This is a genomic window from Actinomadura mexicana, assembly GCF_900188105.1.
Classification (GTDB): Bacteria; Actinomycetota; Actinomycetes; order Streptosporangiales; family Streptosporangiaceae; genus Spirillospora; species Spirillospora mexicana.
In genome coordinates this window covers 54,686-74,731 of the sequence record NZ_FZNP01000006.1, presented here as the reverse complement: position 1 = coordinate 74,731, position 20,046 = coordinate 54,686, and the positions used below count along the sequence as shown (strand labels likewise).

18 protein-coding genes are annotated in these 20,046 nt (G+C 73.9%); 8 read left to right on the top strand and 10 right to left on the bottom strand.

The window, feature by feature from the left end; all coding sequences use genetic code 11:
• Positions 1 to 54: 54 nt before the first annotated feature.
• On the bottom strand, positions 55 to 393 hold the full coding sequence (locus CHC11_RS16770) for a cytidine deaminase (protein WP_089312687.1): 339 nt from the start codon (positions 391 to 393) through the stop codon (positions 55 to 57).
• A gap of 171 nt (positions 394 to 564) precedes the next feature.
• Here CHC11_RS16770 and CHC11_RS16765 point away from each other — a divergent pair, with 171 nt between their 5' ends.
• From CHC11_RS16765 to era, 3 genes are all read left to right on the top strand, one after another.
• A complete protein-coding gene (locus tag CHC11_RS16765) occupies positions 565 to 2,700 on the top strand; it encodes an MMPL family transporter (RefSeq protein ID WP_245919317.1) in 2,136 nt (711 codons plus the stop codon).
• A 51-nt stretch (positions 2,701 to 2,751) separates the two neighbouring features.
• The gene (locus tag CHC11_RS16760; protein ID WP_089312686.1) at positions 2,752 to 6,093 is read left to right on the top strand and encodes an ATP-binding protein; all 3,342 of its coding nucleotides are present in this window, start codon (positions 2,752 to 2,754) and stop codon (positions 6,091 to 6,093) included.
• A gap of 105 nt (positions 6,094 to 6,198) precedes the next feature.
• Positions 6,199 to 7,095 carry a GTPase Era gene (gene era / locus CHC11_RS16755; RefSeq protein WP_089312685.1) on the top strand — a complete coding sequence of 299 codons (897 nt, stop codon included), beginning with the start codon at positions 6,199 to 6,201 and terminating at the stop codon, positions 7,093 to 7,095.
• Here the strand turns inward: era and CHC11_RS16750 are convergent.
• Entirely contained in the window at positions 7,086 to 7,937 is an 852-nt protein-coding gene (locus CHC11_RS16750) for a hypothetical protein (protein ID WP_089312684.1), read from the bottom strand. The genes era and CHC11_RS16750 overlap by 10 nt on opposite strands.
• A 101-nt stretch (positions 7,938 to 8,038) precedes the next feature.
• Between CHC11_RS16750 and CHC11_RS16745 the strand changes: the two genes are divergently transcribed.
• The 3 genes from CHC11_RS16745 to leuA all read left to right on the top strand — a co-directional run bounded on the left by CHC11_RS16745 (position 8,039) and on the right by leuA (position 11,364).
• Entirely contained in the window at positions 8,039 to 8,650 is a 612-nt protein-coding gene (locus CHC11_RS16745; protein WP_143227087.1) for a hypothetical protein, read from the top strand.
• Between the two features lies 1 nt (position 8,651).
• Complete coding sequence (ddaH, locus tag CHC11_RS16740) at positions 8,652 to 9,428, top strand: dimethylargininase (RefSeq protein ID WP_089312682.1); 777 nt, start codon at positions 8,652 to 8,654, stop codon at positions 9,426 to 9,428.
• 208 nt (positions 9,429 to 9,636) lie between these two features.
• Complete coding sequence (gene leuA / locus CHC11_RS16735) at positions 9,637 to 11,364, top strand: 2-isopropylmalate synthase (protein WP_089312681.1); 1,728 nt, start codon at positions 9,637 to 9,639, stop codon at positions 11,362 to 11,364.
• A 57-nt stretch (positions 11,365 to 11,421) separates the two neighbouring features.
• On the opposite strand, the gene CHC11_RS16730 is transcribed toward leuA, so the two are convergent.
• A complete protein-coding gene (locus tag CHC11_RS16730) occupies positions 11,422 to 11,673 on the bottom strand; it encodes a protealysin inhibitor emfourin (RefSeq protein ID WP_089312680.1) in 252 nt (83 codons plus the stop codon).
• Entirely contained in the window at positions 11,670 to 12,689 is a 1,020-nt protein-coding gene (locus CHC11_RS16725) for a M4 family metallopeptidase (RefSeq protein WP_245919315.1), read from the bottom strand. Before CHC11_RS16725 ends, CHC11_RS16730 begins: the two co-directional genes overlap by 4 nt.
• 210 nt (positions 12,690 to 12,899) lie before the next feature.
• On the opposite strand from CHC11_RS16725, the gene recO reads away from it, so the two are divergent.
• Both recO and CHC11_RS16715 read left to right on the top strand, forming a co-directional pair.
• A complete protein-coding gene (gene recO / locus CHC11_RS16720) occupies positions 12,900 to 13,664 on the top strand; it encodes a DNA repair protein RecO (RefSeq protein WP_089312678.1) in 765 nt (254 codons plus the stop codon).
• Positions 13,661 to 14,467, top strand: coding sequence for an isoprenyl transferase (locus CHC11_RS16715; protein WP_089312677.1), 807 nt, complete (start codon positions 13,661 to 13,663; stop codon positions 14,465 to 14,467). Before recO ends, CHC11_RS16715 begins: the two co-directional genes overlap by 4 nt.
• 253 nt (positions 14,468 to 14,720) lie before the next feature.
• Here CHC11_RS16715 and CHC11_RS16710 read toward each other — a convergent pair whose 3' ends face one another.
• From CHC11_RS16710 to CHC11_RS16685, 6 genes are all read right to left on the bottom strand, one after another.
• On the bottom strand, positions 14,721 to 15,146 hold the full coding sequence (locus CHC11_RS16710) for an OsmC family protein (protein ID WP_089312676.1): 426 nt from the start codon (positions 15,144 to 15,146) through the stop codon (positions 14,721 to 14,723).
• 99 nt (positions 15,147 to 15,245) lie between these two features.
• Complete coding sequence (locus CHC11_RS16705; protein ID WP_089312675.1) at positions 15,246 to 16,859, bottom strand: M4 family metallopeptidase; 1,614 nt, start codon at positions 16,857 to 16,859, stop codon at positions 15,246 to 15,248.
• A gap of 208 nt (positions 16,860 to 17,067) precedes the next feature.
• Positions 17,068 to 17,454 (bottom strand): Fur family transcriptional regulator, encoded by a 387-nt coding sequence (locus tag CHC11_RS16700; RefSeq protein WP_089312674.1) that lies wholly within the window; start codon positions 17,452 to 17,454, stop codon positions 17,068 to 17,070.
• The gene (locus CHC11_RS16695; RefSeq protein WP_089312673.1) at positions 17,451 to 18,353 is read right to left on the bottom strand and encodes a metal ABC transporter permease; all 903 of its coding nucleotides are present in this window, start codon (positions 18,351 to 18,353) and stop codon (positions 17,451 to 17,453) included. Before CHC11_RS16695 ends, CHC11_RS16700 begins: the two co-directional genes overlap by 4 nt.
• Positions 18,350 to 19,063, bottom strand: a complete 714-nt coding sequence (locus CHC11_RS16690) for a metal ABC transporter ATP-binding protein (protein ID WP_089312672.1) — start codon at positions 19,061 to 19,063, stop codon at positions 18,350 to 18,352. The genes CHC11_RS16695 and CHC11_RS16690 overlap by 4 nt, the downstream gene beginning before the upstream one ends.
• 13 nt (positions 19,064 to 19,076) lie before the next feature.
• The gene (locus CHC11_RS16685; RefSeq protein WP_089312671.1) at positions 19,077 to 20,024 is read right to left on the bottom strand and encodes a metal ABC transporter substrate-binding protein; all 948 of its coding nucleotides are present in this window, start codon (positions 20,022 to 20,024) and stop codon (positions 19,077 to 19,079) included.
• Between the last annotated feature and the right edge of the window lie 22 nt (positions 20,025 to 20,046).

Below are 20,046 nucleotides of genomic sequence, written 5' to 3'. Positions count from 1 at the left end.
ACCGGTCCCGCTGACTCCGACCGGTCCCGCCGACGGTCTCGGCCGGCGGCCGTCTCAGCCGCGGACGATGTCGCGGACGGCGCCGTCGGGGGCGGCCAGCAGGACCGGGGCCTTGGGGCCGAGGTCGCGGACGGCGGCGACGTCGGCGGGGTCGGCGGCCTCGGCGGCGGTGACGACGGCGGCGGCCTCCAGGTCCTCGGCGCCGCTGGACACGGCCATCGCGACGGCGACCTTCAGCGCCGAGAGCTTCAGGGACGGCAGGTCCACGCTGGTGGCGGAGTAGGTGCGGCCCGTCTCGTCGCGCACGGCGGCGCCCTCGGCGGCGCCCGTGCGGGCCCGCGCCGACCTGGCCAGGGTGATGATCTTCGCGTCCTCGGCGTTCAGCTCGCTCACACCCCCAGCGTACGGGCATCGCGGGCGGCCGTGGCGGGCGGCTCGGCGGTCCGGGAGCCGGGTCGGCGGTCCGCAAGTCCGGCCGGGCCGGGCCGCAAGTCGGCGGCAAGTGGACGGCAAGGGGAGGACGCCAGCCTGTAGGGCGTCGAACAATGCCGTTCTGGGGGAGAAATGATGTCCCGTCTGCTCTACCGCCTGGGCAGGGCCGCCGCGCTGCGGCCCTGGCGGTTCATCGTGGTGTGGCTGGTGCTCGTCGCCGCGATGGCCGGACTGTCCGGCGTCGCCGGAGGAGCCCTGCACGACAACTACACGCTGGCCGGGACGGGCTCGCAGCAGGCCACTGACCTGCTGCAGGAGAGGTTCCCCGCGCTGGCGGGGGCCGACGCCCGGGTCGTGGTGCACGCGGAGTCGGGGAGGGTCGACCAGCAGAAGCTGGCCGCCGCCGCGGCGGAGATGCGCACGCTGCCGCACGTGAGCGGCGTCGACCCGGCGCAGCTCGGCAAGGGCGGCGCGACCGCGCTGATCACCGTCCGGTACTCGGTGCCGGTCACCGACCTCGGGCCCAAGGAGACCCTCGACCTGCTGCGGTCGGCGACGCGGAACCTGGACGCCGCCGGCTACCAGGTGGAGTTCGGCGGCCAGGTCCCCGAGAACGTGACCGCGCCCGGCGGCGTCGCCGAGGCGATCGGGATCGTGGCGGCCCTGGTCATCCTGCTGCTGGCGTTCGGGTCGGTGGTGGCGGCCGGGCTGCCGCTCGCCGTCGCGCTGGCCGGCCTCGGCGTCGGCGTGTCCGGGATCACGCTGGTGGCCGCGTTCACCGACGTCGCGACCACCGCGCCCACGCTCGCCACCATGGTCGGCCTCGGCGTCGGCATCGACTACGCCCTGTTCGTCCTGACCCGCCACCGGGAGGGGCTCGCGGAGGGCCTCGACGTCCCCGAGGCGGTGGGCCGCGCCATCGCGACCGCGGGCCTGTCGGTGATCTTCGCGGGGTTCACGGTGCTGCTGGCGCTGTGCGGGCTGGTGCTGTCGCGAATCCCGGTGTTCATGACGATGGGCTTCACCACCGGCATCGTCGTCGCGGCGACCGTGCTGAGCGCCGTCACGCTGCTGCCGGCCGTGCTGGGCCTCGCCGGACGGAGGGTGCTGCGCCGCCGCGACCGGGCCGCCGGCGCGGTGATCACCGTGGAGTCGCCGCGGGTGCGGCGGTGGGCCGTGCACGTCGGGCGGCACCCCTGGCCGTGGCTGCTCGCCGCCGCGGTGCTGATGCTCACCCTCGCCGCCCCCGCGCTCGGCATGCGGACGTGGCCGAGCGACGCCAGCAGCGAGCCCACGTCCAACACCGTCCGCCAGGCCTACGACCTGGTCGCCGACGGCTTCGGCGCGGGCGCCAACGGGCCGCTCGTCGTCGCCGTCGACCTCACCAGGACCGACAAGGCCGCACTGCCGGGGCTGCGCGAGCGGCTGGAGGGCACCGAGGGCGTCGCGTCCGTGGCGCCGCCGCAGGCGTCCCCGCGCGGCGACGCCGCGGCGATCATCGTCACCCCGGACTACGGGCCGCAGGACGAGCGGGTGACCGGCCTCGTCGACCGGATCCGGGCCGACGTGCTGCCGCCGGACACCGAGGTCACCGGGCTGACGGCCGTCTACGTCGACCTGTCCCGGATGCTGTCGGACCGGCTGTGGCCGGTGATCGGCGTGGTGGTGGCGACGTCGTTCGTGATGCTGATGATCGTGTTCCGGTCGCTGCTGGCGCCGCTGAAGGCCGCGGTGATGAACCTGCTGTCGATCGGCGCCGCGTACGGGGTGCTCACGGCCGTGTTCCAGTGGGGGTGGGGCGCGGAGCTGCTCGGCCTCCCGCACAGCGTCCCGGTGTCGTCGTTCATCCTGCTGCTGATGTTCGCCGTCCTGTTCGGCGTCTCCATGGACTACGAGGTCTTCCTGCTCTCGCGGGTCCGGGAGGAGTGGCTGCTGCACGGCGACGCGCGCGGCTCGGTGTCCACCGGGCTCGCCGCGACCGGCCGGGTCATCAGCAGCGCGGCGCTGATCATGGTGGCGGTGTTCCTCGGCTTCGCCGCCGACCCCGGTCTGGTGATCAAGCAGATGGGGGTCGGGCTTGCGGTCGCGGTGGCGCTGGACGCGACGGTCGTCCGCCTGGTGCTGGTGCCGGCCACGATGTCGCTGCTCGGACGGGCGAACTGGTGGCTGCCGGGGCCGCTCGCCCGGGTGCTGCCGGCGATCGACCTGCACGGCGGCGCGAAGCCCCGGCCGGCCGCCGAGCGGCGTCCCGAACCCAGCCGCGCCTAACGGGGGAGTGATCGCAGGAGGGCGGCATGTCCCGGTTAGGCTGATCGGGACATGTCGCCTGTCGTACGCGTTCTCGGGGCCTTCGGGGCCGAGGTGGCCGGAACCGCCGCCGACCTCGGCGGTCACCGGCAGCGTTCCGTGCTCGCCCGCCTCGTCGCCGCGCGGGGGCGGATGGTGCCCGCCGACAGGCTCGTCGACGACCTGTGGGCGGGCACGGCCCCGCCGCGCGCAGCCGCCGGCCTCCAGTCGTTCGTGTCCCACCTGCGCCGCGCGCTCGAACCGGACCGCCCGCCCCGCACGCCCGCGCGGGTCCTGGTCACCGAGCCGCCGGGGTACGCGCTCCGGCTGCCGGACGGCGCCGTCGACGCGTGGCGGTTCGACGCGCTGATCGACGAGGCCGCGGAGCTCGCGGCGGCCGATCCGCGGGAGGCGCGCCGCCGCGCGGAGGCGGCGCTCGCCGAGTGGCGCGGGCCCGCCTACGCCGAGTTCGGCGACCTGCCGTGGGCCGCGGCCGAGGCCGCCCGCCTGGACGAGCGGCGCCGGCTGGCGGTCGAGCACCGCGCCGGGGCCCTGCTGCGGCTCGGATCGGCCGCCGAGGCCGTCCCCGACCTGGAGACCCACGCCGCCGCCAACCCGCTGCGCGAGGAGGCGTGGCGGCTGCTGGCCCTCGCCCTCTACCGCGCCGGGCGGCAGGGCGACGCCCTCGCCGCGCTGCGGCGCGCCCGCGCGGCCCTGGCCGAGGAACTCGGCGTCGATCCCGGCCCGGCGCTGCGCCGGCTGGAGAGCGACATCCTGGCGCAGGAGCCCGCGCTGGGGGAGACGGGGCGGCCGGCGCCGTCCCGTCCCGCGCTGCGGCTCGCGCCCGCGCCCCGTCCCGAGGAGGGCCCCGCCTTCGTCGGCCGCGTCCAGGAGACGGCGCGGCTGGAGGAGGCCGCCGAGAACGCCGCCGCGGGCCGCGGCGGCGTCGTCATCGTCTGCGGAGACGCCGGGATGGGTAAGACGGCGCTCGCCGAGAGGCTCGCGGGCGACCTGGCCGGGCGGGGCTGGACGTGCGCGTGGGGGACGGCGCCGGAGACCCCGGGAGCGCCCGCCGCCTGGCCCTGGGCCGAGCTGCTGCGCGAGCTGGCGGCCGCCGCCCCGCCCCCCGCCGACCTCGCCGCCCGGCTCGGGCCGCTCCTGGACGACTCCGCCATCGGGCGCGGCGACGCCGATGTCGTCACGGGGCGGTTCCGGCTCCACCTGGCCGTCGGCGACTACCTCGCCGGGCTCGCGGACGCGGCGCCGCTCCTGCTCGTGCTGGACGACCTGCACTGGGCCGACGAGGAGACCCTCGCGCTGCTGGTCCGGCTCGCCGGGCGGCTGCGGGACCGCCGCCTCCTGCTGCTGGCCACGTTCCGGCAGACCGAGGTTCCCGACGGCCTCGCCGCCGCGCTGGCCGCACTCGCCCGGCACGAGCCCGCGCGGATCGAGCTGTCCGGGTTGTCGCCGGCGGAGGTCGCGGTCCTCGTCCGGGACACCTGCGCCGCCGGCTTGGACGACGCGGAGCTGTCCGCGATCGCCGAGCGCACGGGCGGCAACCCGTTCTTCACCCGGGAGACGGCCCGGCTCCTGGACGCCGAGGGGCTGCCCGCCGCCACGCGCCGGGTCCCCGCCGGCGTCGGCGACGTGCTGCGGCGCCGCGTCGCGCGGCTGCCGGGACCGGTCCAGACCGTGCTGCGCGACGCCGCGGTCATCGGCCGGGACGCCGACCTGCGCGTCCTGACCGACCTGGCCGGGGACGAGGAGACGGTGATCGACGCCGTGGAGGCGGGCCTGGCCGCCGGGCTCGTCACCGAGCCCGCGCCCGGCCGGATCCGGTTCGCGCACGCCCTCGTCCGCGACACCCTGTACGCGGGCGTGTCCCGGGCCCGCCGCACCCGCGTGCACGGCCGGGTCGCCGCCGCGCTGGAACACCACCTCCCGCGCGAGGTCGCCGCGATCGCGCACCACTACCTCGAATCGGGCACCGACCCCGACAAGGCCGTCCGGTACGCGCGCCGCGCCGCCGCGGCCGCCGAGGCGCGGTTCGCGCACGGCGCCGCGGCCGACCTGTGGGTGCGCGCCGTCGAGACGCTTCGCGCGCAGGGCCCCGAGACCGCGCGCGACCGGCTGGAGGCGGAGGTCGCCGCGATCCGGTCGAGCGCCCTCGCCGGGCAGATCGTCGACGCCCGGTCCCGGCGGATCGCCGCCATCGCCGACGCCCGCGCGCTCGGCGACGTCCGCCTGCTCGCCCGGATCATCGTCGGCTTCGGCGTCCCGACGCTGTGGTCGGCCCGCGAGTACGGAAGCCTCGACCTCACCGTCGTGGAGGCCGTCGACGAGGCGCTGGCACGGCTCCCCGACGACGAGCCGGAGCTGCGGGTCCGGCTGCTGACCACACTGGCGATGGAGCTGGAGGGCGAGCAGCACGACCGGGGCGCCAGGGCCTCGCGGGAGGCGCTCGGCCTGGCCCGCGACCTGGGCGACCCCGAGCTGGTCGCCGTCGCCCTCAACGGCGCCTACATCAACGCCCACCGGAGCGCGGAAGGGGTGGTCGAGCGGCACCGGGTCGCCTCCGAGCTCCTCGACCTCGCCGTCGGGCACGACCTCGGCACCTACCGCGTCCTCGCGCACCTGCAACTCCAGCAGGCGTGCGTCGCCGCGCTCGACCTGCCCGCCGCGCACCGGCACCTGACGGAGGGCCGCCGGCTCGCGGACCAGTACGGGCTGCCGCTGCTGGCCCGCATCGCCGACTGGTACACGGCCCTGGTGCGGGCCTTCACCGCCCGGCCGGACGAGGCGGAACGCGCGTTCGCCGAGGTCGGCGGCTCCATCGGCCGGACCCGGATCTGGTTCAGCGAGCGGGGCATGGTGCTGCTCGGCCCGTTCTGCCTGCGGCTCGCCCAGGGACGGGCCGAGGAGATGGTGGACGAGGCCGCCTGGCTGCACGGCCAGTGGGAGCACGTCGCCGCCACCGCCGACATCTACGCGCTCGCCCTGGCCGCCGCGGGCCGCACCGCCGAGGCCCGCCGGGTCGTCGCCGGCGCCGGGCCCGTCCGGCTCGACTACTTCTTCGACCTGACCATGGCGGTCCGCGGACTGCGCGCCGTCGCCCTCGGCGACCGCCTCCTGGCCGAGGAGGCCTACGCGGCGCTGCTGCCCTACGAGGGCCACTTCACCGGCGGCGCCACCGCCGTCGCCACGGTCGGCCCGGTCGCCCAGGTCCTCGGCGACCTCGCCCGGTTCCTGGAACGCCCCGCCGAGGTCGCCGCCGCCCACTACCGCGCGGCCGCCGAGGTCGCGGGCCGCCTCGGCGCCCCCTTCTGGACGGAGAAGGCCACCGCCTCCCTCGCCGCCCTGGGCACCGCGGCATGACCGCCCTTCGAGCCCGACTAGAATGACGCGACGCTGACCTTTCGACGGCGACCGCCCGCAGTGCCCGATGTTCAAAGGGCCGCCAGGCCCGAGGGAGACACTGCCATGGAGACCCGTTCCGGTTTCGCCTGCTTCATCGGGCGGCCCAATGTGGGCAAGTCGACGCTGATGAACGCGCTGGTCGGGACGAAGGTGGCGATCACCAGCAGCCGTCCGCAGACGACGCGGCGGGCCATCCGGGGGATCGTGCACCGTCCTGACGCGCAGCTCGTCGTGGTCGACACCCCCGGCCTGCACAAGCCCCGGACGCTGCTCGGGGAGCGGCTCGACAGCCTCGTGCGGTCCACGCTGACCGAGGTGGACGTGATCGGGTTCTGCGTTCCGGCCGACCAGCCGGTCGGGCCCGGCGACAAGTACATCGCCAGGGAGCTGGCGGGCGTGAAGAAGACGCCCGTGGTCGCGATCGTCACCAAGACCGACCTGGCCGCGCCCCAGCAGGTCGCCGAGCAGCTCCTGGCGGTCGGGCGGCTCGGGGAGTTCGCCGACATCGTGCCGTGCTCCGCCGAGAACGGCTTCCAGGTCGACCTCGTCGGCGATCTGCTGATCTCCCACCTGCCGGAGGGCATGCCGCTCTACCCCGAGGGCGATCTCACCGACGAGCCCGAGCAGGTCCTCGTCGGCGAGCTGATCCGCGAGGCGGCGCTGGAGGGCGTCCGGGACGAGCTTCCCCACTCGATCGCCGTCGTCGTGGACGAGATGGCGCCCCGCGAGGGGCGCGACGACCTCGTCGACGTCTACGCGCACCTGTTCGTCGAGCGGTCCAGCCAGAAGGGGATCATCATCGGGCACAAGGGCTCGCGGCTGCGGGAGGTCGGCGCGGCGGCGCGCCGGCAGATCGAGGCGCTGCTCGGCACGAAGGTGTTCCTCGACCTGCGCGTGAGCGTCCTCAAGGACTGGCAGCGCGACCCCAAGCAGCTCCGCCGGCTCGGCTTCTACGACTGACCGGCGTCCTCCGGATCCTGCCTGGTGGCCTGGGGCGTCCCGCCGGAGTTCCTCTTCGGATCGTTCTCGGAGGGCGGGGCGTCCTCGTGCGGGAGGGCCTGGCGTCCCCACGCCTGGTCCTCCGACGGCCAGGCGGCGTACTCGCCGGTCGGGTACTCGCCGGTCGGGTACTCGCCGGTCGGGTACTGCCGGTCCGTGTAGGCGTGGTCCGTGTAGGCGTGGTGCGGGTGGTCCTGGTCCGGTTGCCGCTGCGACTTCGAGACCTTGTCGCTGACGGGGCGGGCGAGGCTGAAGCCGACCACGAGCAGCGCCGCGACGACCGTGAGGTACCAGCCGAACCGGACGGTGATCTGGTAGCCGAGGTCCAGGCCGGTCTGGGGCAGCTCGTCGCGGACATGGCCGAGCCGCAGCACGAAGATCCCGCACACCAGCAGGGCGAGCATGCCGGGGACCGCGGCGAGCGCGCCGATCCGGGCGTCGCGCCCGATCAGGTCCCAGGCGGCCAGCGCGATCGCGATCACGGCGAGGACCGGCACGGCGAGGACGATGTCGTCGGCGTCGATGCCGGCGACGCTGCCGAGGTCGCGGCTCAGCGAGCGGCCGAACAGGTCGACGACGACCTCGGCGCGCGCCCACGGCAGGAACGCCGACACCAGCAGGCCCGACGCCGCGGCGATCAGAGCGAGGACCCAGGCGGCGCCGCCCCGCCGCGGGGAAGAGGCCGGCGCCGCGGGGACGGCCTCGGCCGGGCCGTCGTGCTGCGGAGGGTAGCCGTCGACGGGCGGCAGGAAGGACGGGCGCGACCGTGCGCGCCCCGCGTCGGATCCCAGGTCACCGGTCATGAACCCAGCGTAAACGCACGGCGGGCCCTGTCCGGGAGCGCCACCGTGGCGCCCGCGGGTCGGTAGGTTGGAACGACGTCCGTTATGGGAGGAGAGCGCCGGTGTTGCTCGTTTTTGGCCTCACGGTGGTGTTCCGTACGGTCAGCGAGGGGACGTTCCACTGCCCGCAGTGCGGGGGTGACCGCGCCTACCGCAGGCGCGCCGGACGCCGCTGGTTCTCGGTCTTCTTCGTGCCGATGGTGCCGCTGTGGCGCCTCGGGCAGGCCGTGGAGTGCCGCGCGTGCCGCGCCCGCCTCCCCGTGTCGGCCCTGCGGACGCCGACCGCGCAGCAGATGGCCGAGGCCCTGGCCGCCGGCATGCGGGCCGCCGCGGCCCTGGTGCTGCGCTCGGGCGACCCGGCCGACGCCGCGGCCCGCGCCCGCGCGGTCGCGACGGTCACCGGGTACGGCGAGCCCGACTACGACGCGGACGCCGTGGACACCGATCTGGCGCTGCGCCGGACGTTCCTGGAGCAGGAGGTCATCCGGGCCGGGGCGCACCTCGCCGTCGAGGCCAAGGAGTGGTTCCTCGCGCAGGCCGTCCGGATCGGGCTGGCGGACGGCCCGCTCGGCGAGGGGGAGCGGCTCGCCCTGCACGGCATCGCGGACCTGCTCGGCATGTCCCGCGCCTACGCGCTCGGCGTCATCGTGACGACGGAGGGGGCGGCGCGCTGACATGGACGCCGCCGCCGGTTCCGCGCCCGCGGGCAGGGCACTGGTCAGACCGCCGGGCCCGCGCCTGGCCGAGGGCGTCGTCACCCATGCCGCCCGCCGCCCGGTCGACGTGGGACTTGCCGCGCGCCAGCACGAGGCGTACGTCGCGGCGCTGCGGGCGGCGGGGTGGCGCGTCCGCGCCGTCGCCTCCGCCGACGACCTGCCCGACGCCGTCTTCGTCGAGGACGCCCTGGTCGTCTGCGGCGACCTGGCCGTGCTCGGCCGGTCCCGGGTGCCGAGCCGCCGCGGGGAGACCGCCGGCGCGGAGCAGGCCGCGCGCGGGCTCGGCCTGCGGGTCGAGCGGATCAGGGAGCCGGGCACGCTGGACGGCGGGGACGTGCTGGACGTCGGCGGCACCGTCTACGTGGGGCGCGGCGCCCGGACGAACGAGGAGGGCATCTGCCAGCTCGCGCGCCTGCTGGGCGGGCGGAAGGTCGTCCCGGTGGACGTCTGCGGCTGCCTGCACCTGAAGTCGGCGATGACCGCGCTGCCGGACGGCGGGCTGATCGGCGTTCCGGAGATGGTGGACACCTCGGTGCTGCCGTGCCTGCGAGTCGCCCCTGAGCCGGAGGGCGCCCACGTGGTGGTGCTCGGGCCCGACCACGTCCTCATGGCGGCGTCGGCGCCGCGCACGGCCGCCCGGCTGGCGTCCGACGGGCTGCGCGTCACGAGCGTCGACATCAGCGAGTTCGAGGCGCTCGACGGCTGCGTGACCTGCCTCTCCGTACTCGTCCCCTGAACTGGCGGGGACCGCGGGACGGGCATTGCGTCTCAGCATCCGGACGTCGGTTTCCGTAACGCGGATGGCATCTGTTAACTTGGCGAACGTGTTGCGTGCGCTGCTCCTCCTTAGCGGCCGCAGCGGGGACCTGTAACAGGCCGGCTCCCTCGCTGCGGGGCTTCGCCGTGAACGTCGGCCGCGAGGTTCGAGCAGAGAGACTCAACGGATGTATCCGCAACAGCAGACTTCCGGCATGCCCTTCCAGCGTTACAAGCCGTACGCGCCCGTCAGGCCGGCCGATCGGACCTGGCCGGACCAGGTGATCACCGAGGCTCCGCGATGGTGCGCGGTCGACCTGCGCGACGGCAACCAGGCGCTGATCGACCCGATGGACTCCCACCGCAAGCTCCAGATGTTCGAGCTGCTGGTACGGATGGGCTACAAGGAGATCGAGGTCGGGTTCCCGGCGGCCAGCCAGACCGACTTCGACTTCGTGCGGCAGATCATCGAGGAGGACCGGATCCCCGATGACGTCGTCGTCCAGGTGCTGACGCAGGCCCGCCCCGAGCTGATCGAGCGGACCTTCGAGGCGGTGCGCGGCGCCAGGCAGGCGATCGTCCACCTGTACAACTCGACCAGCACGCTGCAGCGCCGCGTGGTGTTCGGGCAGGACAGGGACGGCATCACCGCGATCGCGGTGGAGGGCGCCAAGCTGTGCGCCAAGCTCGCCGAGGACATGGGCGACACCGAGATCTACTTCCAGTACTCGCCCGAGTCGTTCACCGGCACGGAGCTGGAGTACGCCGTGGAGGTCTGCAACGCCGTCAACGACGTGTGGAGGCCGACGCCGGACCGGAAGGTCATCGTGAACCTGCCGGCGACGGTGGAGATGGCCACCCCCAACGTCTACGCCGACCAGATCGAGTGGATGAGCCGGAACCTGGCCTACCGCGACTCGGTCATCCTGTCGCTGCACCCCCACAACGACCGCGGGACGGCCGTCGCCGCCGCCGAGCTCGGCTACATGGCGGGGGCCGACCGCATCGAGGGCTGCCTGTTCGGCAACGGCGAGCGTACCGGCAACGTGTGCCTGGTCACCCTCGGCCTGAACCTGTTCACCCAGGGCGTCGACCCGCAGATCGACTTCTCCGGCATCGACGAGATCCGCCGGACGGTCGAGTACTGCAACCAGCTGCCCGTCCACGAGCGGCACCCCTACGGCGGCGACCTGGTCTACACCGCGTTCTCCGGCTCCCACCAGGACGCCATCAACAAGGGCTTCGACCACCTGCGCCGCGACGCCGAGGCCGCCGGCGTGCCGGTGGAGCAGTTCGGGTGGGAGGTCCCGTACCTGCCGATCGACCCGCACGACGTCGGCCGGACGTACGAGGCCGTGATCCGGGTGAACAGCCAGTCCGGCAAGGGCGGCGTCGCCTACATCATGAAGACCGAGCACGCGCTGGAACTGCCGCGCCGGCTCCAGATCGAGTTCTCCCGGGTCGTGCAGGAGCACACCGACAGCGCGGGCGGCGAGGTCACGGCCGAGCGCATGTGGGAGATCTTCGAGGCGGAGTTCCTCGCCAACGGCCCGCGCGCCGGGCTGCTGGCGCACCGCACGACGTCCCGGGTGGACGAGAAGGACGCGCTCAGCTGCGACGTCCGCGTGGACGGCGAGATCCGCGAGATCGAGGGCGTCGGCAACGGCCCCGTCTCGGCGTTCGAGGACGCGCTCGCCGCGGTCGGGATCAACGTCCGGGTGCTGGACTACGCCGAGCACGCGATGAGCGCGGGCGGCGACGCGCGCGCCGCCGCCTATGTCGAGTGCGACGTGCGGTTCGGCGACGGGCAGGGCACGACGGTGTGGGGCGTCGGCATCGACGGCAATATCGTCACCGCGTCCCTCAAGGCGATGCTGTCGGCCGTCAACCGGGTGGCCCGCGCGCAGGGAAGGTAAGCGGCCGGTTGTCTCGGGTTCAGGTCCCCCCAGGTTCCTGAACCCGAGACGAAGCGGTCAGAGACGTCCGAGGACGTGGTGGACCAGCTCTCGCAAGGGGCCGTGGAGCTGGGCCTCGCCCACGGTGGTCCGGTCGCCGTCGATGTCGATTTCGTACAGGAACTGGTCAGGGATTCGGCCCGGCGGCGGCACGCTCTTCAGATCGACGCGGCCGACGAGCCTGGACAGCATGGGATCGCTGGCGCTGTCGGACTCGGCGCGCCGTTCGATCCCCGCAAACCCCCCGCTGCGGACGACTGTCACTTTCACTGCGTTTCGTTCGCCTCCAGGGAGACGCCTACCCCCGTCCAGGCCCGGTTCACGGCGTTGGTCTCGACGGCCTCGGCTCCGTACAGCGCGGTCGCGGCCTGGACCGTCGCGGCGGCGAAGCCGGCGAAGCCGACGTCGGCGGCGAGGGAGCCGCCCGTGAGCGTCTGGTACCAGATGCGGCCGGCCTTCTCCCAGGCGTTGCCGCCGATGCCGGCGGCGACGAGGTAGAAGGCGCGGTTGGGGATGCCCGAGTTGATGTGGACGCCCCCATTGTCGCGGTAGGTGTCGACATAGTCGTCCATGTGGCCGGGCTGCGGGTCCTTGCCCAGCTGCGGGTCGTCATAGGCGGTGCCGGGCTCCTTCATGGAGCGGAGTGCGACGCCGTTGACGCCCGGTGCGAGCAGCCCCTGCCCGATGAGCCAGTCGGCCCGGTCGGCACTCTGGTCGAGATGCCATTGCTTGACGAGCGAGCCGAACACGTCGGACACGGACTCGTTGAGCGCGCCGGACTGGCCGTAGTACTCCAGGTTCGCGGTGTACTGGGTGACGCCGTGGACGAGTTCGTGCCCGGTGACGTCCAGGGGGACGGTGAAATCGGTGAACAGGACGCCGTCGCCGTCCCCGTACACCATCTGCTCGCCGTTCCAGAAAGCGTTGTCGTACCTGTCGCCGTAATGGACGGTCGAGACCAGGGGAAGGCCCGCCCCGTCGATCGAGTTGCGCCGGTACGCCGCCTCGAAGAAGTCGAAGGTCGTTCCCAGCCAGTCGTAGGCCCGGTCGGCGGCCCGGTCGCCGGTGGCCGGGGCTCCCTCCGCCCGCACGGTGCGGCCGGGCAGGTCCTCGCGGTGCTCGGCGTCGTTGATCGTCCGGTCGGGGATGAAGTCCTCGGAGGGGGAGGGGGCCGCGGCCGCGGCCGTCCGCCGCTCGGTGAACTGGGCGGAGGTGAGCGCCAGCGTACGGCGGGCCCGGCCGCGTATGGCCGGGTCCTCGGCTTCGCGGGCGATCCGTTCCAGCATGTGCGGTGGCACGATGTGGCATCTCATGCCACAACGCTGCCAGGTGCCCGTGGTTCCAGCCATGACTTTCGGGGGACCGCTACGGCCGAATCCGGTCACATTGTGTGTTCGTCTTGCGGCGCAGCGGGGTCACTGGTGTGACTTGTGAAGATCCTGGGCAGATGCCCCCGGGGCACCGAGGCATCGGGCGGGGTGCGTCAGAATGAACGGGTGACCCTGTACCGCGACGAAGGCATCGTCCTGCGCACCCAGAAGCTGGGCGAGGCCGATCGCATCGTGACGGTGCTGACCCGGCGGACCGGCCGCATCCGCGCCGCGGCGAAGGGGGTCCGCAAGACCAGATCCCGGTTCGGCGCCCGGCTGGAGCCGTTCACGCACGTGGACCTCCAGCTGTACGAGCGGCGCTCCCTCGACCTGATCACGCAGGCCGAGACGTTGCGCCCGTACGGGGAGGCGCTGGTCACCGACTACCCCCGCTACACGGCGGGGACGGCGATGCTGGAGACCGCGGAGAAGCTCACCAGCGAGGAGGGCGAGCCCGCGCTGCGGCAGTTCCTGCTGCTGGTCGGCGGGCTGCGCACGCTCGCCGAGCGGACCCACGACCCCCGGCTCGTCCTGGACGCCTACCTGCTGCGCTCGCTGTCGGTCGCCGGCTGGGCGCCCGCGCTCGACGAGTGCTGCCGGTGCGGCAACCGCGGCGGGCTGCGCGGGTTCGCCATCGCGGCGGGCGGCGCGGTGTGCGCCGGCTGCCGCCAGCCGGGCGCCGCGACCCCGGCGCCGCCGACGTTCGGGCTGATGCTGGCGCTGCTGCGCGGCGACTGGGAGTACGCGGACGGCAGCGAGCAGCGCCACCGGACGGAGACCAGCGGCCTGGTGGCCGCCTACCTGCAGTGGCATCTGGAGCACGGGATCCGTTCCCTGCGCCATGTGGAGCGCGAGACGCGCGACGACGACACCGATAGGGAGAGAGTTTGAGCAGGGCCGTATCGCCTCCGGAACCGCACCGGGACGGCGCCACCCCGCCCCCGATCCCCGCGGACCTGGTACCGCGGCACATCGCCATCGTCATGGACGGCAACGGCCGCTGGGCCAAGGAGCGCGGCCTGCCGCGCACCGAGGGCCACAAGCGCGGCGAGGACTCGCTCTTCGACGTGATCATGGGCGCGATCGAGCTCGGCGTCCCCTACCTGTCGGCGTACGCGTTCTCCACCGAGAACTGGAAGCGCTCGCCCGACGAGGTGCGCTTCCTCATGGGCTTCAACCGGGACGTGATCCGCCGCCGCCGCGACCAGCTCCACTCGATGGGCGTGCGGGTGCGCTGGGCCGGCCGGCGGCCCCGGCTGTGGCGCAGCGTCATCAAGGAGCTGGAGACGGCCGAGGAGATGACTCGCGACAACGACGTCCTCACCCTGCAGTTCTGCGTGAACTACGGGGGCCGCGCCGAGATCGTCGACGCGGCCGCGGCGATCGCCCGGGACGTGCGGGACGGCCGGCTCGACCCCGGCAAGATCAACGAGAAGGTCTTCGCCCGCTACCTGGACGAGCCCGGCATCCCCGACGTCGACCTGTTCCTGCGCTCCTCGGGGGAGCAGCGCACGTCCAACTTCCTGCTCTGGCAGTCGGCGTACGCGGAGATGGTGTTCCTCGACACGCTCTGGCCGGACTTCGACCGCCGGCACCTGTGGCACGCCTGCGAGCTCTACGCCTCCCGCGACCGCCGCTACGGCGGGGCTGTGCCCAATGCGGTCGGCCTGGGTCAGGCGCCTGGGGGCGCCTGAGTGCGTTCGTCGTGGTGGGGGTGGGGCGGGCGCCTAGACGCCCGCCCCACCCCCGCCAACCACATGTGATCGCCCAGCCACCGCCGCAACCCCGCGACGACCTCAACCGTCGCGATCGCGTCCGAAGGCAGTTTCGAGCGAAGCAAGAAACTGATCGCGCAGCGAGCCGCCAGGCGAGCCGGAGCGATGCAGCGATCGCACGCAGTGCCCGACGATGGAGGGCCTTCAAGGCCCGAAGGAGGAGGGCACTGCCTCAGACGAGAGCGGCGTCCAGGGTGATCTTGGTACCGGCCAGCGCCTTGCTGACGGGGCAGCCCTCCTTGGCGGTCTGGGCGGCCTTCTCGAAGTCGGACGCGGACAGGCCGGGGACGCTGGCCCGGACGGTCAGGTGGATGCCGGTGATGCCCTCGCCCGGCTGGAAGGTGACCTCGGCCTTGGTGTCCACCTTCTCCGGCGGGGTGCCGGCGCCGGCGAGGCCGTGCGAGAGCGCCATCGAGTAGCAGGTGGAGTGCGCGGCGGCGATGAGCTCCTCCGGGCTCGTCCGGCCGCCCGGCTCCTCCGAGCGCGACGCCCAGGTCACGTCGTAGGTGCCGAGCTTCGAGGAGTCCAGGGAGACGGTCCCCTGCCCCTCCAGGAGAGAGCCTTCCCAGTGCGCGTTCGCGGTGCGTGTCGTAGCCATGCCCCGATTCTTCACCATGGCGCGACCGGTCGATCACCCGAACCGCGGGAACGCCCCGCGCCGGTGGCCGGCGCGGGGCGTGCCGCCTGCGGATCCGTGCTAGCCGACGTTCACCGCGGACCAGGCCGCGGCCACGGTGTTGTACTGGGTGCTGCCCGCGCCGTAGAGGTCCTTGGCCGCGTTCAGCGTCGCGGTGCGCGCGCCCGCGTAGTTGGTCGAGGACGTCATGTACGTGGTCAGCGCCCGGTACCAGATCTTCGTGGCGGCGTCCCGGCCGATGCCGGTGACCGTGGAGCCGTTGGACGTGGGGCTGTTGTAGGAGACGCCGTTGATCGTCTTCGCGCCGCTGCCCTCGGACAGCAGGTAGAAGAAGTGGTTGGCGACGCCCGAGGAGTAGTGCACGTCGAGGTTCTTGGTGCCGGTCGACCAGGAGTCGGCGGAGCTGCCGTCCCTGCTGGGCTTGTCCATGAAGCGCAGCGCGGGCTTGCCGAAGCCGGGCAGGACGACCTCCTCGCCCACCAGGTAGTCGCCGACGTCGCCCGAGTTGTTGGCGTAGAACTCGACGGCGGCGGCCATGATGTCGGACGTCGCCTCGTTCAGCCCGCCGGACTCCCCGCTGTAGGTGAGGTTCGCGGTGGAGCTGGTGACGCCGTGGCTCATCTCGTGCGCGGCCACGTCCAGGGACGTGAGCGGGCCGAGCTGGCTGCCGTCACCGTCGCCGTAGGTCATGCAGAAGCACGAGTCGTCCCAGAAGGCGTTGGCGTAGCCGCTGCCGTAGTGGACGCGGTTGTAGGACCCCTTGCCGTCGCCCGCGATGCCGGTGCGGCCGAAGACGTTCTTGTAGAAGTCCCAGGTCTCGTTGGTGCCGAACTGGGCGTCCACGGCGACGGTGGCGCGGTCGGACGTCGTGCCGCTGCCCCAGTGGTTGTCGGCGTCGGTGAACAGCGTGGCGGGGGCCCGGTGGAAGCACCAGCTGAGGAAGCAGAGGTCGGTGTCGTTCTGGGCGTCACCGGTGTAGGTGTTGCCGCGGGTCGGGTCCTTCAGCTGGTAGGTGCTGCCGGACAGCGTCGTCTGGAGCGGGACCGTTCCGGTGTAGAGAGACCTGCCGTCGCCCGCCTCGGTGAGGATCGTCTCCTCGCTCAGCAGCACCTTGCCGGTCGCGGCGTCCACGGAGGTGAAGACGCGGCTGGGCGTCCCGTCGGCCTTCTTCCCGACGGTCTGGACGCGCCAGGCGAGGCGCGGCGCGTGGTCGGCGGTGCGGGATTCCACGACGAGCGCGGGGGAGCCGTCGGCCTTGCGGCTCTTGGTGACGGCGCGCTTCTGCGCGGTCGCGGCGGAGACCTCCGGGCTGGAGTCCGACGGCGCCTTGGCGAGGGTGAGGCTGGTGCCGCGCCACGCCCCGGCCGCCGTCTCGTGGACGACGACGTCGCCGCCGAGGACGCGGAGGCCGTTGTAGGTGCGGGTCATGCGGGTGTGCGAGGTGCCGTCGCGGTCGATGCCGACCCCGACCACCTGGAACGCCTGCCCGTCGCCGCCGCGCACCTCGGCGCCGCGGCCGGTAAGCGCCCGGAGCGCGTGCTCGGCGGCGGCGCGCGGACCCGGTGGGGACGCCGGCTGCCGCGCGGAGGCGGGGAGCGCGGTGGCGGCCGACGCGAGCAACGTCGCCGAGGCCAGGAGCGTGATCCTTCGGCTGGTGAACGCCCGTCTTGTCATGAACGCCCTCTCGTGCGGGCGCCACGCTCCCCCGAGGACCCTCCGTCGGGCCCGCCGTGGCGACGGGACATTTATGACATAGGGCTACTGGGAAGTAGATGTAGCAATTTGACAAGAAACGCCTACGGTGCGTGTGAATTACCGGCTCTGTCCGAGTTCAGGGGCGGCTTCCGACCGGCGGGCACGCGGGCGCGGGGGGTTTCGGGCCTCAGGACGGCTTCGCGGCGCAGTTCGCGCACGTCCCGAAGACCTCGACGGTGTGGGTGATGTCGACGAAGCCGTGCTCGGCGGCGATCGTGTCGGCCCAGCGCTCCACGGCCGGGCCCTCGACCTCGACCGTCCGGCCGCAGTCGCGGCAGACCAGGTGGTGGTGGTGCTGCTCGGTGCGGCAGGCGCGGTACACGGCCTCGCCCTCGTCGGTGCGCAGCACGTCGACCTCGCCCGCGTCGCTGAGCGCCTGCAGCGCCCGGTAGACGGTGGTGAGGCCGATCTTGGAACCGTCGGCGCGCAGGTCGGCGTAGATGTCCTGGGCGCTGCGGAACCCCTCGCAGCCGGCCAGCACCTGCCGTACCGCGTCCCGGCGGGCCGTCGTCATCCCCTGAGCACCTCCGCCTCGGCATCCACGCGCGGCGGGGCGCCGGGCCCGGCGCCCCCCGCGGTAACGGCTCCGGCCGCGGCGCGGGAGCGCCTGCGGCGCACCACCGAGCCCCCGGCGACCGCGGCCACGAACACCGCGAGCGCCAGCAACACGATCGAGGGGCCCGGGGGAAGATCGTACTGGAAGGAACCCGCCAGGCCCGCCACGGCCGACAGTACACCGATCCCCATCGCCGCCAGCATCGTGCTCCAGAATCCCCGCGTGAGCTGCTGCGCCGCCGCCACCGGTACGACCATCAGCGCGCTGACGAGCAGCAGCCCGATCGCGCGCATCGAGATCACCACCGTGACCGCGGCGGTCGCGGCGATCAGCACGCTGAGGAACCGGACGGGCAGCCCTGCCGCCCGCGCGACCTCCTCGTCCTGGCAGAGCAGGAACAGCTCGCGGCCGAACAGCGCGATGATCGCCAGCACGACGGCGGCGAGCCCCGCGACGACGTACAGGTCGTTCACGGTCACGCTGCTGATCGAGCCGAACAGGTAGGACTGCAGGCCCGCCGAGCCGCCGCCGTCGACGCTCGTCAGGATGACCCCGCCCGCCAGCCCGCCGTAGAACAGCAGGGCGAGCACGACGTCCGCGCCGCTGCGGCTGCGCGCCCGCAGGACCTCGATCGCGACGGCGCCGAGCACCGACACCACCAGCGCGCCGAGGACGGGGGAGGTGCTGGTGAGCAGCCCCAGCCCGATGCCGGTCAGCGCGATGTGGCCGATGCCGTCGCCGAGCAGGGACAGCCTGCGCTGGACGACGAACGTCCCCACCGCGGGGGCGGTCAGCCCGATGAGCACCGCCATCACCAGGGCGACGCGCATGAAGTCGTACTGCAGCATCTCGCTCACGCCGGCCTTTCGAGGGACTGCCGGGTCGCGCGGACGACGCGGCCGTGCCCGAGTTCGACCGTGCGGGTGACGAGCGGCTCCATCGGCCCGAGCTCGTGCGCGACGAGGACGACCGTGCGCCCGGCGCGGGCCAGCCCGTGCAGCGCCGACGCGAGCGCCGCCTGGCTGCCCGCGTCCACGCCGGCGGTCGGCTCGTCCATCACGAACGCGTCGGGCTCGCCGGCGAGGGCGCGGGCGATGAGCACCCGCTGCTGCTGGCCGCCCGACAGCAGGTGCGCCGAGTCGCGGGCCCGCCCGGTGAGCCCGACCGTGTCCAGGGCGCGTTCGACGGCGGCGCGGTCGGCCGCCCGGTCGGCGAGCGGCGCGGGCCGCCAGCGCGACCGCCGGGCCACCCGGCCGGACGCCACGACCTCGCGGACCGTCGCCGGCACGCCGCCGCCCATCGGCAGCCGCTGCGGCACGTACCCGATCCGCCTCCAGTCGCGGAACCGCGCGGGCGGCTCGCCGAAGATCTCCGTCCGGCCGGCGGCCAGCGGGACGAGCCCGAGCAGCGCCTTGACGAGCGTGGACTTGCCCGCCCCGTTCGGGCCGAGGACGGCGAGCACGTCGCCGGCCTCCACCCGCAGGTCGACGTCCGCGAGCACCGCGCGGCCGTCCCGCCGGACGAGGCCGCCGGTCATCGCGAACGGCGGGGCAGTCTTCCCGGTCATGGGAGGTCCCCGTTCATGAGCACTCCAGCGCGGGCCGCAGGGTCCGCAGGTTCTGTCGCATGATCGTCAAGTAGTCGCCGGACGCCCCGTCCGCGACGCCCTCGGCCGGATCGAGGACGGCCGTGCGCACGCCCGCCTCCCGCGCCAGGCTGCCCGCCACCCTGGAACTGGCGAGGGTCTCGGTGAAGACCGTCGTCGCGCCGGTGGAGGAGACGAGCCGCGCCAGCCCCGCCAGCCGTTTGGGGGACGGCTCGCCGGACGGGTCCACGCCGGCGACCGGGATCTGCCGGAGCCGGTAGCGGTCCGCGAGGTAGCCGAACGCGGCGTGCGCGGTCACGATCTCCCGGCGCGCGCAGGAGCGCAGGCCGTCCTGGAACTCGCGGTCGAGGCCGGTCAGCGCCTGTGCGGTGGCCCGGGCGCGCTCCCGGTAGCCGGACGCGCGGCCGGGGTCGGCGGCGGCCAGCCGCTCGCCCAGCGCGGTGGCCACGGTCGCCATCCGGCTCGGGTCGAGCCAGATGTGCGGGTCGTAGGACGCCTCGCGGTGCCGTATCCCGTCGTGGGCCTCTTCCTCGTCGGTCTCGCCGGGCGGGGGAAGCCTCGGCACGATGCTCGCGGCGTCGAGCGACCCGCCCTTCGCGTGCCTGCGGACCGCGTCGTCCACGGCGGGCTGGACGCCCTTGACGTAGACGGCGTAGTCGGCGTCCTGGACGTTCGCGACCTGCCGCGCCGTCAGCTCCAGGTCGTGCGGCTCGGTCCCGGGCCTGGTGAGCGTCCGGACGAACACGTCGCCGCCGCCGACCTTCCCGGCGAGCCAGGCCATCGGGTAGAAGGACGCGACCACCGAGGTCCTGCCGGGCGGGACGTCCGCGCCCGCGTCGGCGCAGGCCGTCAGGCCGGCCGCGAGCCCGGCCAGGGCGAGCGCCGCCGGCGCGGTTCGCAGGGCTGCGCGGAGAGGGGGCACGTCGCGATTATGGACGAAGATG